Here is a 14,411-nt window from a genome sequence, read left to right as displayed (position 1 = left end):
GTACGGTGGCCGCTCAGGCGGGCGTCGTCGCGGCCACCTCGGCGACGACCTCCAGCAGGTCGTAGATCCGCTCGGAGCCGTCCGGCGGACCCTCCGGGCTCGTGCCGCACACCGCGACCCGGGTCGCGCCCGCCGCGGCGGCCGCGCCGACGGCGTCGGTGAGCTCGGCGATGCCGACGTCCACCGGGGCCGAGAGGAACACGACCGCCTCGAACGGGCCCTCGACCCCGGCCGCGGCGCGCGCCGAGCGCGCGGTGGCGAGCGCCTCGCCGATGTCGCGCGTGTCACTGGTGAGGATGACGCCGTCGCCCACGCGGCCGGCGACCGCGAGCGTCTTCGGACCGATCGCCCCGACGTAGACCGGCAGCCGGGCCGGCGGCCAGCGCAGCCCGACCTGCTCGAGCGTCACGTAGCGGCCCTCGGTGGTGACCGTCTCGCCGTCGAGCAGGCGTCGCAGCGCGGAGCCGTACTCCTCGAGCAGCGTCAGCGGGGAGGCGGCGCGCGCGCCCACCTGGCCCATCCAGTCGAGCACGCCGTGCCCGATGCCGGGCAGCAGCCGGTCCGGGAACATCCGCGCGAGGGTCGCGAGCTCCATCGCGGTGAGCGCGACGTTGCGCAGCGGCACGGGCAGCAGGCCGATGCCCACCTGCAGCCGCTCGGTCCAGGCGAGCGCGGCCGCGGCGGGTGCGACGCCGCTCTCGGCGAAGCAGTCCTCCCACAGCCACAGCTCGGGGATGCCCGCGGTCTCGGTGCGATGCGCGACGGAGCGGAGCCGCTCGGGCGGCTGGTCGGGCGGGAAGATCAGGCCGGTGCTGGTCATGGCGAGCAGCCTAGGAGGCGCGGCCGACACCGTGCGTCGTCGCCCGTGTCGCACGCGTGCGGCAGGCTGGCCCCGTGACGGATCGGGAGGGCCGCCGAGCCAGCGGTGCCGACCCGCGGACGACGGGTCCGGACGCGCCGCGAGAGCGTGCCGGCGACGTCGAGCGCGCCCACCTGCTGGACCCGCGGGACGGCTCGTTCACGATCGCCCGGTTCCCGCCGCGACCGGACCTGGACCCGGTGGTCCGCCGGTTCTGGCTGCCGGTGTGGCGGGTGCCGGACGGCGAGCAGCGCCGCCAGCAGGTGCTGCAGTACCCGGTCGCGCTGCTGGTGATCAGCGACGACTACGCCCGGTTCTACGGGGTCGCGCAGGGACTGAGCGAGACCGTGCTCACCGGCACCGGGTGGGCGTGCGGAGCGATGCTGCAGCCCGCGACCGGCCACCTGCTCAGCGGCCGCTCGATGCGCGAGCACGTCGACCGGCACGTGCCGCTCGCCGACGTGCTGCCCGACGGCGAGGCGCTCGCCGGGCGGGTCCGTGCGGCGCTGGCACCCGACCCGACCGACCCCGCCCGGCAGCGGGCCGCCGCGGCGGTCCTGGAGGAGCGGCTGGCGCACCTGCTGCCGATCGGCCGCGAGGCCGAGCTCGTCAACGACCTGGTCGCCTACGCCGAGGGCAAGCCCGACCTGCTGCGGGTCGCCGACCTCGCCTCGGCGTTCGGCCTCACCGAGCGCACGCTGCAGCGGCTCACCTCGCGGTGGCTGGGGCTGTCCCCGAAGTGGCTGCTCCAGCGCCGCCGGCTGCAGGAGGCGGCCGAGCGGCTGCGCACCCCGGCCGACCTCGCCACGACCGCGGCCGAGCTCGGCTACACCGACCAGGCGCACTTCACGCGCGACTGGCGCCGGGTGACCGGCATGACACCGCGCGCCTTCGCCGAGCGGTTCCGCACCTAGATCGACCGAAGGTCGACCCGAGGAGCCCGCCCGACCACCTGTCGCGGCGAGGGCCGCCCGACTACACTCGGCCGGAGCGAACGAGCTGTGTCGAGGGGTGAGGACACATGCGTGACGCCCGGGCCGTCCGGCGGTTGTCGACCGGGCTCCTGGCGTGCGGTCTGCTCGTCGCCCTGCCGAGCGCGGCGAGCGGTCTCGCGCCGGCGCCGAGCCTCGACACCGCCCCGGTCGCGGTCGCGATCGAGCCGCTGGACGACGCCCTCGCCGAGGTCGGCGCCACCGTCACCGTCCCCGCGGACGCCGTCTTCTCCTTCACCTTCGGGCAGGCGAGCGCGTCGGCGCCGGAGCAGGTGGTCAGCGAGACCTGGGTGCACCCGCTGCCGAGCGGCCGGCTGCTGTCCCAGTACGGCCACCGCGGCATCATCCCGGGCGTGACGACGAGCGCCTTCCACAACGGGATCGACCTCGCGGCGCCGGCCGGCACGCCCATCCAGGCGGCGGGCGCGGGCACCGTCGTCTACGCCGCCCACGGCAACCGGGTGCTCGGGCTCTCCGGGTGGGTCGTCGTCGTCGAGCACACCGACGGCACCAGCACCGCCTACAACCACATGGAGGCCGACGGCGTCCTCGTCGAGGTGGGCGACGAGGTCGAGGCCGGCGACGTCGTCGGGCTGGTCGGCAGCTCGGGCCGGTCCACAGGACCGCACCTGCACTTCTCGGCATGGGTCGAGGGCCACGCCGTCAACCCGGTCAACTACCTGCAGGAGCGCGGCGTGAAGGTCCCCGGCGGCCGCGCGACCGAGGACGAGACCGTCTTCGGCGACCCGTTCCCGTGGGACTGGAGCACCGCGCCGGTGGGCGAGGGCGAGACGGTCGAGGAGCCGATCGGCAGCCCCGAGCCCGACCCCGTCCCGCAGCAGCCCGCCGAGCCGACCGAGCCCGCCGATCCCGTGACGCCGGTCGAGCCGCCGACGACACCGACGCGCCCGCCGGCGAAGGACCCCGCGCCGGAGGAGCCGGCCGATCCCGAGCCCGCACCGGGGGAGGAGACGCCCGAGGAGCCCCCGGCCGACCCGGAACCCGGCGAGGACGTCTGCCCCGCGCCGGCACCGCCGGTCGACCCCGAGCCCGGACCCGAGCCCGACCCGACGCCGGAGGTCACCGACCCCGAGCCCGAGGGCGCGCCCGCACCCACGTGCGAGACAGTGCCGGAGCCCGAACCGGAGCGCGAGCCGGAACCCGAGCCCGAGCCGTCGGCGGAGGAGACGGAGCCACCCACCGAGCCCGTCGAGCCGTGACCGGCTGAGCGCCGCTCGCGCTCGCCGGCCGCGCCCTCAGCGCTCGTCAGCGCGCCAGTGCCCGGCTGCGCGCCGGTGCAGCGCAGCGACGTCGTCGAGCAGGCTCGGCTCGGGGCCGGCCACGACCACGGCGGGGGCGACGTCGGCCGCGCGCAGCGGCGCCACGGGGGAGCGGTCCAGCCCCAGCTCGTCGCGCAGCGCGAGCAGCTGCGGCGTCGACATCGCGAACACCAGTCGCCCGATGCCCACCCAGCCGTGCGCGGCGGCGCACATCGCGCAGTGCTCGCCCGAGGTGTAGACCGTCGCGGCGGCGCGCTCCTCGGGGTCGAGGTGTGCGGCCGCCCAGCGCGCGAGCGCGATCTCCGGGTGCGCGGTCGGGTCGGCCGTGCTGACCTCCCGGTTGCGGTCCTCGGCGCGCACCGCTCCGCTGCCGTCGACCAGCACCGACCCGAACGGCGAGTCGCCGTCGGCGAGCGCTTCCTCGGCCAGCTCCACGCAGCGCCGCAACCAGCGGCGGTCGACGTCGTCCACCTCGGTCGCGCTCATGAGCCGAGCCTACGAGGTGCCCTCACGGCTCGCGAGAAGGCGGCGGAAGCTGGCCAGGCGTGCCTCGCCGGCTGCGCCCGCGGCACCCGAGGCGACCCACTCGTCGAGCGCGCAGTCCGGGGCGTCGGCGGCGTGGGTGCAGCCGCGCGGGCAGTCCTGCGCCACCTCGTCCAGGTCGGGGAAGGCGCGCACGAGGTCGTCGGCGCCGACGTGGGCGAGACCGAAGCTGCGCACGCCCGGGGTGTCGATGACCCAGCCGCCCTCCGGCAGCGCGAGCGCCACCGCGGAGGAGGAGGTGTGCCGACCGCGCCCGGTCACCTCGTTGACGTGCCCGGTCTCGCGGGCGGCGTCCGGGACCAGCGCGTTGACCAGCGTCGACTTGCCGACGCCGGAGTGGCCGACGAGCACCGAGGTGCGGCCTCGCAGCGCCTGGCGCAGCTCGTCGATGCCGTCGATGCGGTCGGGCCGGACGGCGGTCGGGACCGCGGGCACCGAGAGCGCCGCGTACTGCGCGAGGAAGTCCGCGGGGTCGGCGAGGTCGGCCTTCGTGAGGCACAGCAGCGCGTCCATGCCGGCGTCGTAGGCCGCGACCAGGCACCGGTCCACCATGCGCGGCCGCGGTTCGGGGTCGGCGAGCGCCGTCACGATCACGAGCAGGTCGGCGTTGGCGACCAGCACGCGCTCGACGGCGTCCTCGGAGTCGTCGGCGGTGCGTCGCAGCGTCGTGGTCCGCTCGTGGCGACGGACCACGCGCGCGAGCGTGTCGGGTGCGCCCGACAGGTCGCCGACGAGGTCGACCCGGTCGCCGACGACGAGCGCGGCGCGGCCGAGCTCGCGGGCCTTCATCGCGCGGACCCGCGGGCCCTCGTCGACCAGCACGTCGTAGCGGCCGCGGTCCACCGTGAGGACCGTGCCCGGCCGCGCGTCCTCGTGCTCGGGGCGCTGCTTCGTGCGCGGCCTGCTGCCGCGCCGGTTCGGCCGGACGCGTACCTCGTCCTCGGCGTCGCGCAGGTACCGCGGCACTATCGCGGCCTCCTCGCGGCGCCGGCAAGCCCCGAGCCGGGCGCGGCGGCGCCCACGACGGGCACGCGGCCGTCCGTCATCGGTCCGCGGCCCCGAGCATGCCGGACCACATCCGCACGAAGTCGGGGAGCGTCTTGGACGTCGTGGCGACGTCGACGACCTCGACGCCGGGCACCGCGAGCCCGACGACGGCGGCGAACGTCGCCATCCGGTGGTCGTGGTAGGTCTCGACGACGGCACCGTGCAGGCCGCCGCCGCGGATCCGCAGCCCGTCCGGGAGCTCCTCGGCGTCGCCGCCGAGCCGGCGGATCTCGGTGACGAGGGCGGCCAGGCGGTCGGTCTCGTGCCCGCGCAGGTGGGCGATGCCGGTGAGCGTCGAGGTGCCGGGCGCCAGCGCCGCGAGCGCCGCGATCGTCGGCGCGAGCTCGCCCGCGGCGCCCAGGTCGGCGGTGATCGGCTCGACCTGCCCGCTGCCGGTGACGGCCAGCACGCCGTCGTGCAGCACGGCCGTGGCGCCCATCCGTTCGAGGAGGTCGGGCAGCATCGCGCCCGGCTGCGTGGTCACGGTCGGCCAGTGCGGCACCCGCACGGTGCCGCCCGCGGCGAGCGCCGCCGCCAGGAACGGGCCGGCGTTGGAGAGGTCGGGCTCGACGACGACCTCGCCGCCCGCGACCGGGCCGGGCTCGACGCGCCACGTCCCGGTCGCGACGTCGTCGACGACCACGCCGCGCTCGCGCAGCACCGCGACCGTCATGTCGATGTGGGGCTGGCTGGGGAGCACCTCGCCGACGTGGTGCAGCGTGAGCCCCTGCTCGAACCGAGGCGCGGCGAGCAGCAGCCCGGAGACGAACTGGGAGGACGCCGAGGCGTCGATCTCGACCTCGCCGCCGACCACCCGCCCGGTCCCGTGCACCGTCACCGGGAGGTGGTGCGGCTCGGCGCCGTCGTCGCCGCTGACCCGCACGCCCAGCCGGGCCAGCCCGGCGAGCACCGGGCCCATCGGACGCACCCGGGCCGCGGGGTCGCCGTCGAGGCGGACGGGGCCGTCGGCGAGCGCGGCGAGTGCGGGCAGGAACCGCATGACGGTGCCCGCGAGCCCGCAGTCGATCTCGGCCGGACCGCGCAGCGGCCTCGGGGTCACGGTGACGGTGGTGCCGTCGGGCGAGACCTCGACGCCGGTGCCCAGCGCCCGCAGCGCCGCGACCATGAGGTCGGCGTCGCGCGAGCGCAGCGCACCGCGGACGACGGTCGGCTCCTCGGCGAGCGCCGCCAGCGGCAGCGCCCGGTTGGTCAGGGACTTCGAACCGGGCACGACGACGGTCGCGTCGAGGGGCCCGGAGGCCACCGGGGCGGGCCACGCAGCGGTACTCAGCACAGGGCCAGGGTAGTCAGCGCGGTGCGAGCCCCTGCCGCGGTCGACCGGCGCAGGGCGCAGCGGCACCCGGCGACGCCCGCCGACCGTGCCCGCACGACGGCTGGGCGGGCGCCCGGGGTCGCGGGGAAGGGCGGGCTCAGGCGGCCTGCTTGACCTCCTTGAGGCGCTCCTTGAGCTCGGCGCGGACCTCGGCGATCTCGGCGCGGTGCGCGCGCCAGTTGTCGAGGCGCCAGCCCAGCGACGGCCGCCCCTGCCGGTCCTCGGCCGCGAAGATCAGCCCGCCGAGCAGCGCGCCGTCCCGCAGCAGCCCGACGAGGTTCCGACGGCGCTCCTCGCCGCTGGTGCTGCGGACCGGGTGGCGCACGACCGCCGTCGGGATCGTGACGACGGCGAGCGCGGCGGCGGCCACGCGCGGCGCCTTCCCGGTCGCGAGCAGCACGCCCGCCCCGACCTGCACCGCGCCGATGAGACGGGTGAGGCTGCGGGTGTCGCTGGGCAGCCCGGGCACCTTCTCGCTCACGCGCGCCAGCGTGGGGGCGAAGGGCTGCGCCCGCGCCGCGTGCTCGTCGGTGTGACGCAGCGCGTCCACGCCGTCGACGATGAAGGCGGACGCGAGCAGCGGCCGGGCAAGCGCACGAAGAGGACTCATGCCTCATTGCTACCGCACGAACGCCCGCTCCGGTAGCCGAAGCGCCACCGTCGCGCGTGCCGACGGCCCCGGGAATGCTCCGCCGGGCCAGGAGGTTGTGGGAGGCGTGACAGCCCTCAGCACCGATCGCGGCACACCGGAGCGCGCACCGGCGCGCTCGTGCACCCACGGCCGGGCGTCCGCGCGGCCGGAGCCCGCGGGTCCGGCCCGCCGGCTAGGTCCCCGCACCGGCAGGTCCCGGCCCGGCGATGGCCTAGGCTCGACGGTGATGTCAGACCAGGTTGAGGGTGCGGTCGGCGCGACCGCCGACCAGGTGGTCGATCCCGCCACCGAGACAGCGCTCGAGCGCGACCAGCGCTTCGAGGCCGAGGCGATGCCGCTGCTCGACCAGCTCTACGGCGCGGCGCTGCGCATGACGCGCAACCCGGCCGACGCCGAGGACCTCGTGCAGGAGACGTTCGCGAAGGCCTACGCCGCGTTCCACCAGTTCAAGCCGGGCACCAACTTCAAGGCGTGGCTGTACCGGATCCTCACCAACACGTTCATCAACTCCTACCGCAAGAAGCAGCGCGAGCCGCAGCAGTCGAACGCGGAGGACGTCGAGGACTGGCAGGAGCACCGCGCGGCGTCGCACACCTCGACCGGGCTGCGCTCCGCCGAGGCCGAGGCGCTCGACCTCATCGGGGACGACGTCGTCAAGGACGCGCTCGCGCAGCTGCCCGACGACTTCCGTGTCGCGGTCTACCTCGCCGACGTCGAGGGCTTTGCGTACAAGGAGATCGCGGAGATCATGGACACCCCGATCGGGACCGTGATGTCGCGGCTGCACCGAGGCCGTCGGCAGCTGCGGACGCTGCTCGCGGACCACGCCCGCGAGCTCGGGCTCGTCAGGGAGGGTCGATGAGCGAGCAGTCGATGAGCAAGGAGTGCCGGTGCGAGGAGGCGCTCGAGCGCCTCGAGGAGTACATCGACTCCGAGATCACCGAGATCGACGCCGGCCGGTTGCGCGCGCACCTCGAGGAGTGCGCGTCCTGCTTCGGCGAGGCCGAGCTCGAGCGCCGCGTCAAGGAGCTGCTGCGGCGCTCCTGCTGCGAGACGGCGCCCGAGACGCTCCGCATGCGGGTACGCACCGAGATCACGGTGCTGCGCACCCGCCTCGTGCCGCCGGCCTGAGCCGGCGCACCGCTCGTCGCGCGAGCGGGCAGCCGCGACGCCGACGTCGCGCGAGCACGGGCCCGCCGTCGTGACCCGACGCCCCTGACGCCCGCGACGTAGGGTGGAGACGTGCGCTGCGTCTACGCCCGTTCCCAGGACCCCGACGACCCGCTGTCGGGTCTCGCGATCGGCGAGCTCGAGCCCGAGGTGCCCGAGGGCTGGGTGTGGGTGGAGGTCCGTGCCGCCGCGCTCAACCACCACGACCTGTGGAGCCTGCGCGGTGTGGGACTGCCCGCCGACCGGCTCCCGATGGTGCTCGGCACCGACGCCGCGGGCATCGGGCCGGACGGCTCCGAGGTGATGGTGCACGCGGTCGTGGCCACGCGCGGCTGGGACGGCGACGAGACGCTCGACCCCCGCCGCACCCTGCTGTCGGAGCTCTACCCGGGCACCCTCGCCGAGCGGGTGGCGGTGCCCGCCCGCAACCTCGTGCCCAAGCCCGCGGGGATGTCGTTCGCCGAGGCGGCCTGTCTCCCGACGGCGTACCTCACCGCCTACCGGCTGCTGTTCTCGGCCGCCCAGGCGCAGCCGGGCCAGCGCGTGCTCGTGCAGGGCGCAGGCGGCGGCGTCGCGACCGCGGCCACCGTGCTCGCCCGCGCCGCCGGGCTGCACGTCACCGTCACCTCGCGCTCGCCCGAGAAGCTGGAGCGCGCCCTCGAGATCGGCGCGCACGAGGCCGTCGAGACCGGTACCCGGGTGCCTCCGGTCGACGTCGTGGTCGAGACCGTGGGGGAGGCCACCTGGCAGCACTCGCTGCGCTCGTTGCGCCCCGGTGGGGTGGTCGCGGTCGCGGGCGCCACCAGCGGACCCGCGCCGTCGGCCGACCTCAACCGGGTGTTCTTCCGCAGCCTGCGGGTCGTCGGGTCGACGATGGGCACCCGGCAGGAGCTGGCCGCGGTGGCGTCGATGATGACGGCGGCCGGCGTCGTCCCCGTCGTCGACCGCACCGGCGACCTCACCTCCGACGACGACGTGCGCGGCGCCTTCGCCGCGCTCGCAGCCGGCGACATGGTCGGCAAGATCGTTCTCACGACGAAGGAGTGACCGGCATGACCACCATGACCCGCATCCTCACCGGACCGGACTCGGTCCGCAGCGACGACGCGAGCTCGGTCCGCGTCCAGCTCGTGGCGGGAGCGCTGGAGGTGGTCCCGCGCGACGAGCCGGGCGTGCTGGTCGAGGTCACCGAGGTGACCGGGCAGCCGCTGGAGGTCTCCACCGAGGCCGACCGGGTGAGCATCGGCTACCCCTCGATCGGCTGGGACGGCTGGCTCAAGCGGCTCACGACGGCGGCCGACACCGCCGACCGAGCGGTCGTGCGGCTGCACGTCGGCGCGGGCGTCACGGTCACCGCGGCGACCGTCAGCGCAGCCGTCCGGGCCACCGGGACCACCGGCGACCTGGACGTCTCGACGGCGTCCGCGCCCGTGGAGACCGCGCGCACCACGGGCGGCGTCAAGGTGCGCACGGCGTCGGGCGCCGTCGCGGTCGACGGCCACGCCGGGCCCGTCACGGTCGCGACCGCGTCCGGCGACGTCCGCCTCGACGGCGAGCTGCCGCGCGTCTCGGTGACCACGGTCGCCGGCGGCATCGACCTGCGGCACCGCGGTGACGCCGCGGTGCTGAGCACCACGACGGTCTCGGGACACACCCACGTGCACCTGCCCGCCGCGGCGGCGCTGGAGCTCGAGGCCCGCGGCGTCGCCGCGCAGGTCAGCGTCGACGGGCACCAGCAGCGCGCCGGGTTCGGCATCACCAAGGTGCAGGAGGCCGGGCACGGTGGCCGCGTGCTGCTCACCGCCACGACCGTCAGCGGCGAGGTCGTCGTCGAGCGCAAGGACCCCTCGCCGCTCCCGGGCGCCGACGGCACGACCGGCTGACGCCGGCCGCGGCCGGTGCCGGCGGTGCCGTGGGCGCAGCCGGCGCCGCGAGCACCCCTGGACGCGCGAAGGGCCGGCCCGGCGTGATGCCGGACCGGCCCTCGTGGTGCGGGGGCGTCAGCTGGTCTGCGCGCGCAGCGTGAACCCGGTGCCCTCCGGCGTGGGAGCGGCGTCGAGCTGCTGGGTCTCCAGCAGCGTCGCCGTCTCGGCCGGCATGAACACGCGGGCGCCGGCGTCGTCGACCACCTGGTCGCCCTCCTGGGGCTCGGGGGCCAGCGACATCTGGACGCCGCTGCCGGTCTCGTCCATCGCGAGCCGGACACCGCCGGTGGCGGGGAGGCCGGCCTGCTCGCTGAGCGAGCGGATGGCGGTCTGAGCGGTCTCGGTGACGGTGAGCATGTGGTGCTCCTCTCCTCGGCATGGACGCATACGAGCAGCGAGCTGCACCAGTCGCGTGCGCCTCGGACCCATCCACCGTCACACAGGCGGCGGCGAGGAGCAAACGGGCGTGTCGCGCTCGCCCGGGCTGTCAAGCCCGCGCAGCGACTTGTTCCTCAGGACTGCTCGGGGTCCTCCGCGCCGATCCAGGCGTACCAGCCGTTGTGGAGCACGAGCCACGCGAGCAGCCCGTACCCGGCCTGCCCGGGGTGACGGCCGTCACCGGCCGCGAGGTCGGCCAGCCACTGCTCGTGCGCACGCAGCGGCTCGAACGTCTCGGCGTAGGGGACCCGGCGCCGCCGGCACACGTCCGCGAACGCTCGGCTCAGCTCGCCGAGCGCAGCCTCGTCGACACCCGCCCGGGGCGGCGGCCCGACGACGAACGCCGCCACCGGTCGGTTCGCCGCGTCGTCGAGCACGTTGGCGAGGTTGAGACGGCTGCGCGCGAGCGACACCCCGTGGTCGAGGTCGGCGGAGCCGAGCGCGACGACCAGCCGGTCGTCGTCACCGCCGAAGCGACGGTTGCACTCGGTCTCCCACCGGGCGGACAGCTGGGTCGAGGTCTCGCCGGGCACCGCGAGCGTGTAGACCTCGATCTCCTCGGGCGTGCGGGTGCGCCCGACGACGCGACCGACCCAGCCCATCCCGCGCGGGTCGCCGACGCCGGCCACGAGCTCGTCGCCGACGACGGCCACACGCGTGCTCACCTGGCAAACGCCTCGGCGATCAGCTCCTGCTGCTGGGACTTGTGGACCTTGCCGCTGCCGGTCGCGGGCGCGGCCGCCGGGCGGCGGCTGACGTGCGCGACCGGGCGGCCCTGCAGCTCGGGCACCTTGAACCGCATCTGGTAGCCGACGAACGACCACGCGCCCTGGTTGCTGGGCTCGTCCTGCACCCACACCAGCTCGGCGTCGTCGCGGTAGCGGCCCAGCTCGGCGACGAGCTCCTCCGCAGGGAACGGGTAGAGCTCCTCGAGCCGCACGATCGCGGTCCGGGTGTCCTCGCGCTTGGCGCGCTCGGCGGCCAGGTCGTAGTACACGCGGCCGGTGCACAGCAGCACCCGGTCGACCTGCTCCGGCGGCACGGTCGTGTCGCCGATGACCGGCTGGAACGTGCCCTGCGTGAAGTCCTCGACCGACGAGGTCGCGGCGCGCAGGCGCAGCAGCTGCTTGGGGGTGAACTCCACGAGCGGGCGGCGCGGCCGGCGGTACGCCTGGCGCCGCAGCAGGTGGAAGTGGTTCGCCGGGGTCGACGGCTGGGCGACCGTCATGTTGTCCTCGGCGCACAGCTGGAGGAACCGCTCGATGCGGGCCGAGGAGTGGTCCGGGCCCTGGCCCTCGTAGCCGTGCGGCAGCAGCAGCACGACCGAGGAGCTCTGGTTCCACTTCGCCTGCGCCGAGGAGATGAACTCGTCGATGACGATCTGGGCGCCGTTGACGAAGTCGCCGAACTGCGCCTCCCACAGCACCAGTGCGTCGGGCCGCTCCACCGAGTAGCCGTACTCGAACGCCAGCGCCGCGTACTCGCTGAGCGAGGAGTCGTAGACCCAGAACTTCGCCTGGTCGGCCGACAGGTAGGCCAGTGGTGTCCACTCCGCACCGGTCTGGCGATCGTGCAGCACCGCGTGCCGCTGCACGAAGGTGCCGCGGCGGCTGTCCTGGCCCGCGAGCCGGACCGGGGTCCCCTCCATGAGCAGGGAGCCGAAGGCCACCAGCTCGCCGAACGCCCAGTCGATGTCGCCGTTGGTCGCCATCTGCGCGCGGCGCTCGAGCAGCTGCTTGAGCTTCGGGTGCACCGTGAAGCCCTCGGGCGTGCGCAGGTGCGCCTCGCCGACGCGCTCGATGACCCGGGCCGGCACGGCGGTCTGCCAGCCGACCATCATCCCGGCGTCCTCCTGCTGGGACTCCGGGACCTCCAGCCCCGCGACCTGGTCGCCGGTCGTCTGCGAGCCCTGCTTGGACTCGGTGAAGACCCGTTCCAGCTCGCCCTGGAAGTGCTCGAGCGCCTGCTTCGCCTCGTCCTCGCTGATGTCGCCGCGGCCCACGAGGGACTCGGTGTAGAGCGTGCGGACGCTGCGCTTGTTCTCGATGAGCCCGTACATCACCGGCTGCGTCATCGAGGGGTCGTCGCCCTCGTTGTGACCGCGACGGCGGTAGCAGACCATGTCGATGACGACGTCGCGGTTGAACTCCTGGCGGTAGTCGAACGCCAGCTGCGCGACGTGCGCGACGGCCTCGGGGTCGTCGCCGTTGACGTGGAACACGGGGATCTGCAGCCCCTTGACCACGTCGGTCGCGTACAGGGTCGACCGCGAGGACGCGGCGCCGGTGGTGAACCCGATCTGGTTGTTGATGAGGACGTGGATCGTGCCGCCGGTGCGGTAGCCCCGCAGCTGGCTGAGGTTGATCGTCTCCGTCACCACGCCCTGACCGGCGAACGCGGCGTCACCGTGGATGAGGATCGGCAGCACCGAGAAGCCGCCGCCGCCGAGGTCGATGCGGTCCTGCTTCGCGCGCACGACGCCCTCGAGGACGCCGTTGACCGCCTCGAGGTGCGAGGGGTTGGCGGCGAGGTAGACGCGGGTCTTCTCACCGGTGATCGAGGTGTACTCGCCCTCGGTGCCCAGGTGGTACTTCACGTCGCCGCTGCCCTGCACGGTCTTCGGGTCCTGGTTGCCCTCGAACTCGGCGAAGATCTGCGCGTAGGACTTGCCCGCGATGTTGGCCAGCACGTTGAGACGACCACGGTGCGGCATGCCGATGCCGACCTCGTCGAGACCCTCGCGGGCCGCCGCCTGCAGGATCCGGTCGAGCAGCGGGATCAGCGACTCGCCGCCCTCGAGGCTGAACCGCTTCTGCCCGACGAACTTCGTCTGCAGGAACGTCTCGAACGCCTCGGCCTGGTTGATCTTGCGCAGGATCTGCTTCTGCTCCTCCGGCGCGGGCTTGTCCCAGCCGGACTCCAGCCGCTGCTGCAGCCAGCGCCGCTGCGCGGCGTCGTGCAGGTGCATGTACTCCGCGCCGATCGTGCGGCAGTAGGAGTTGCGCAGCAGCCCGAGGATGTCGCGCAGCAGCATCCGCGGCTTGCCGCCGAACCCGCCCGTCGGGAACGACCGGTCGAGGTCCCACAGCGTGAGCCCGTGGTTCTGCACGTCGAGGTCGGCGTGCTTGCGCTGGCGGTAGGCGAGCGGGTCGGTGTCGGCGATCAGGTGACCGCGCGAGCGGTAGGCGTGGATGAGCTGGAGGATGCGCGCGGGCTTGTCGAACTCGCTGACCGGGTCGGTGTCGACGTCGGTCGTCCAGCGCACAGGCTCGTAGGGCACCCGCAGCGCCGCGAACACGCGGTCGTAGAAGCCGTCCTCGCCCAGCAGCTTGCTGTGGATGATCCGCAGGAACTCGCCGGACTGGGCGCCCTGGATGATCCGGTGGTCGTAGGTCGAGGTCAGCGTGAGGACCTTCGACACGCCCATCTTGGCGAGGTTCTCGGGCGAGGCGCCCTGGAACTCCGCGGGGTAGTCCATCGCGCCGACGCCGATGATCGTGCCCTGGCCCTCCATGAGCCGCGGCACCGAGTGGACGGTGCCGATCGTGCCCGGGTTGGTGAGCGAGATCGTGGTGCCCTGGAAGTCCTCGACGCCGAGCTTGCCGCCGCGGGCGCGCCGGACGACGTCCTCGTAGGCGCGCCAGAACTGCGCGAAGTCCATCGCCTCGGCGCCCTTGATGGCGGGCACGACGAGCTGTCGGGTGCCGTCGGGCTTCGCGAGGTCGATCGCGAGACCGAGGTTGACGTGCGACGGGCGGAACACGCCCGGCTTGCCGTCGACGACCCGGTAGCCGGCGTTCATCTCCGGCATGTCGCCGAGCGCCTCGACCAGCGCGTAGCCGATCAGGTGCGTGAAGCTGACCTTGCCGCCGCGGCTGCGCGCGAGGTGGTTGTTGAGCACGATCCGGTTGTCGATGAGCAGCTTGGCCGGGATGGCCCGCACGCTCGTCGCGGTCGGCACGCTCAGCGACGACTCCATGTTGGTGACGACGCGCGCGGCCGGACCGCGCAGGCGGTCGACCTCGTCGCCACCACCGGCCGCCGGCTGCGGCCGCTTGGCGGGCGTGCGCTGGGTGTAGGGCGCGGTCGGGGCCACGGCCTCGACCGGCGGCGGCACCGCTGCGGCCGCCTCGAGCGCGACGTCGGCGTGCGACTCGGCGTCGACCGGCGCG

Annotated in this window: 14 protein-coding genes; 6 read left to right on the top strand and 8 right to left on the bottom strand. The window is 74.7% G+C overall.

The window, feature by feature from the left end:
• Positions 1–13: 13 nt before the first annotated feature.
• Complete coding sequence (locus GPA02_RS16480) at positions 14–820, bottom strand: LLM class flavin-dependent oxidoreductase (RefSeq protein ID WP_156201537.1); 807 nt, start codon at positions 818–820, stop codon at positions 14–16.
• 74 nt (positions 821–894) lie between these two features.
• On the opposite strand from GPA02_RS16480, the gene GPA02_RS16475 reads away from it, so the two are divergent.
• Both GPA02_RS16475 and GPA02_RS16470 read left to right on the top strand, forming a co-directional pair.
• On the top strand, positions 895–1,773 hold the full coding sequence (locus GPA02_RS16475) for a helix-turn-helix domain-containing protein (protein WP_156201536.1): 879 nt from the start codon (positions 895–897) through the stop codon (positions 1,771–1,773).
• Positions 1,774–1,880: 107 nt separating this feature from the next.
• Complete coding sequence (locus tag GPA02_RS16470; RefSeq protein ID WP_156201535.1) at positions 1,881–3,071, top strand: M23 family metallopeptidase; 1,191 nt, start codon at positions 1,881–1,883, stop codon at positions 3,069–3,071.
• 36 nt (positions 3,072–3,107) lie between these two features.
• Here the strand turns inward: GPA02_RS16470 and GPA02_RS16465 are convergent, their stop codons facing one another.
• From GPA02_RS16465 to GPA02_RS16450, 4 genes are all read right to left on the bottom strand, one after another.
• Positions 3,108–3,617: a nucleoside deaminase gene (locus GPA02_RS16465; RefSeq protein ID WP_156201534.1), complete on the bottom strand. Its 510-nt coding sequence runs from the start codon at positions 3,615–3,617 to the stop codon at positions 3,108–3,110.
• Positions 3,618–3,626: 9 nt separating this feature from the next.
• Complete coding sequence (gene rsgA / locus GPA02_RS16460) at positions 3,627–4,643, bottom strand: ribosome small subunit-dependent GTPase A (protein ID WP_420809371.1); 1,017 nt, start codon at positions 4,641–4,643, stop codon at positions 3,627–3,629.
• A 73-nt stretch (positions 4,644–4,716) separates the two neighbouring features.
• Positions 4,717–6,015 (bottom strand): 3-phosphoshikimate 1-carboxyvinyltransferase, encoded by a 1,299-nt coding sequence (gene aroA, locus GPA02_RS16455; RefSeq protein WP_156201532.1) that lies wholly within the window; start codon positions 6,013–6,015, stop codon positions 4,717–4,719.
• 136 nt (positions 6,016–6,151) lie between these two features.
• Positions 6,152–6,664: a DoxX family protein gene (locus GPA02_RS16450; protein WP_156201531.1), complete on the bottom strand. Its 513-nt coding sequence runs from the start codon at positions 6,662–6,664 to the stop codon at positions 6,152–6,154.
• A 106-nt stretch (positions 6,665–6,770) separates the two neighbouring features.
• Here GPA02_RS16450 and GPA02_RS16445 point away from each other — a divergent pair, with 106 nt between their 5' ends.
• The 4 genes from GPA02_RS16445 (at position 6,771) to GPA02_RS16430 (ending at position 9,759) form a co-directional block, all read left to right on the top strand.
• Positions 6,771–7,568 (top strand): sigma-70 family RNA polymerase sigma factor, encoded by a 798-nt coding sequence (locus tag GPA02_RS16445; protein ID WP_275689731.1) that lies wholly within the window; start codon positions 6,771–6,773, stop codon positions 7,566–7,568.
• Complete coding sequence (gene rsrA / locus GPA02_RS16440) at positions 7,565–7,837, top strand: mycothiol system anti-sigma-R factor (protein WP_156201529.1); 273 nt, start codon at positions 7,565–7,567, stop codon at positions 7,835–7,837. The genes GPA02_RS16445 and rsrA overlap by 4 nt, the downstream gene beginning before the upstream one ends.
• Positions 7,838–7,948: 111 nt before the next feature.
• A complete protein-coding gene (locus GPA02_RS16435) occupies positions 7,949–8,923 on the top strand; it encodes a zinc-binding dehydrogenase (protein WP_156201528.1) in 975 nt (324 codons plus the stop codon).
• 5 nt (positions 8,924–8,928) lie between these two features.
• Positions 8,929–9,759 carry a DUF4097 family beta strand repeat-containing protein gene (locus GPA02_RS16430; protein WP_156201527.1) on the top strand — a complete coding sequence of 277 codons (831 nt, stop codon included), beginning with the start codon at positions 8,929–8,931 and terminating at the stop codon, positions 9,757–9,759.
• A 117-nt stretch (positions 9,760–9,876) separates the two neighbouring features.
• Here GPA02_RS16430 and GPA02_RS16425 read toward each other — a convergent pair whose 3' ends face one another.
• From GPA02_RS16425 to GPA02_RS16415, 3 genes are all read right to left on the bottom strand, one after another.
• A complete protein-coding gene (locus GPA02_RS16425; RefSeq protein WP_156201526.1) occupies positions 9,877–10,158 on the bottom strand; it encodes a HesB/IscA family protein in 282 nt (93 codons plus the stop codon).
• A 155-nt stretch (positions 10,159–10,313) separates the two neighbouring features.
• Entirely contained in the window at positions 10,314–10,904 is a 591-nt protein-coding gene (locus GPA02_RS16420) for a GDSL-type esterase/lipase family protein (protein ID WP_275689730.1), read from the bottom strand.
• On the bottom strand, positions 10,901–14,411 hold a 3,511-nt coding region (locus tag GPA02_RS16415; protein ID WP_156201525.1), incomplete at its 5' end, for a multifunctional oxoglutarate decarboxylase/oxoglutarate dehydrogenase thiamine pyrophosphate-binding subunit/dihydrolipoyllysine-residue succinyltransferase subunit. The genes GPA02_RS16415 and GPA02_RS16420, both read right to left, overlap by 4 nt.

Source organism: Actinotalea caeni (genome assembly GCF_009733795.1).
Classification (GTDB): domain Bacteria; phylum Actinomycetota; class Actinomycetes; order Actinomycetales; family Beutenbergiaceae; genus Pseudactinotalea; species Pseudactinotalea caeni.
The sequence above is the reverse complement of the archived record's forward strand: the minus strand, read 5'-3'. Positions and strand labels throughout refer to the sequence as shown.

Excerpts from the sequence above, each read along its gene's own strand:
- GPA02_RS16480 (WP_156201537.1), bottom strand. The coding sequence starts at position 820 with ATGACCAGCACCGGCCTGATCTTCCCGCCCGACCAGCCGCCCGAGCGG.
- GPA02_RS16470 (WP_156201535.1), top strand. The coding sequence starts at position 1,881 with ATGCGTGACGCCCGGGCCGTCCGGCGGTTGTCGACCGGGCTCCTGGCG.
- GPA02_RS16465 (WP_156201534.1), bottom strand. The coding sequence starts at position 3,617 with ATGAGCGCGACCGAGGTGGACGACGTCGACCGCCGCTGGTTGCGGCGC.
- GPA02_RS16450 (WP_156201531.1), bottom strand. The coding sequence starts at position 6,664 with ATGAGTCCTCTTCGTGCGCTTGCCCGGCCGCTGCTCGCGTCCGCCTTC.
- rsrA (WP_156201529.1), top strand. The coding sequence starts at position 7,565 with ATGAGCGAGCAGTCGATGAGCAAGGAGTGCCGGTGCGAGGAGGCGCTC.
- GPA02_RS16430 (WP_156201527.1), top strand. The coding sequence starts at position 8,929 with ATGACCACCATGACCCGCATCCTCACCGGACCGGACTCGGTCCGCAGC.
- GPA02_RS16425 (WP_156201526.1), bottom strand. The coding sequence starts at position 10,158 with ATGCTCACCGTCACCGAGACCGCTCAGACCGCCATCCGCTCGCTCAGC.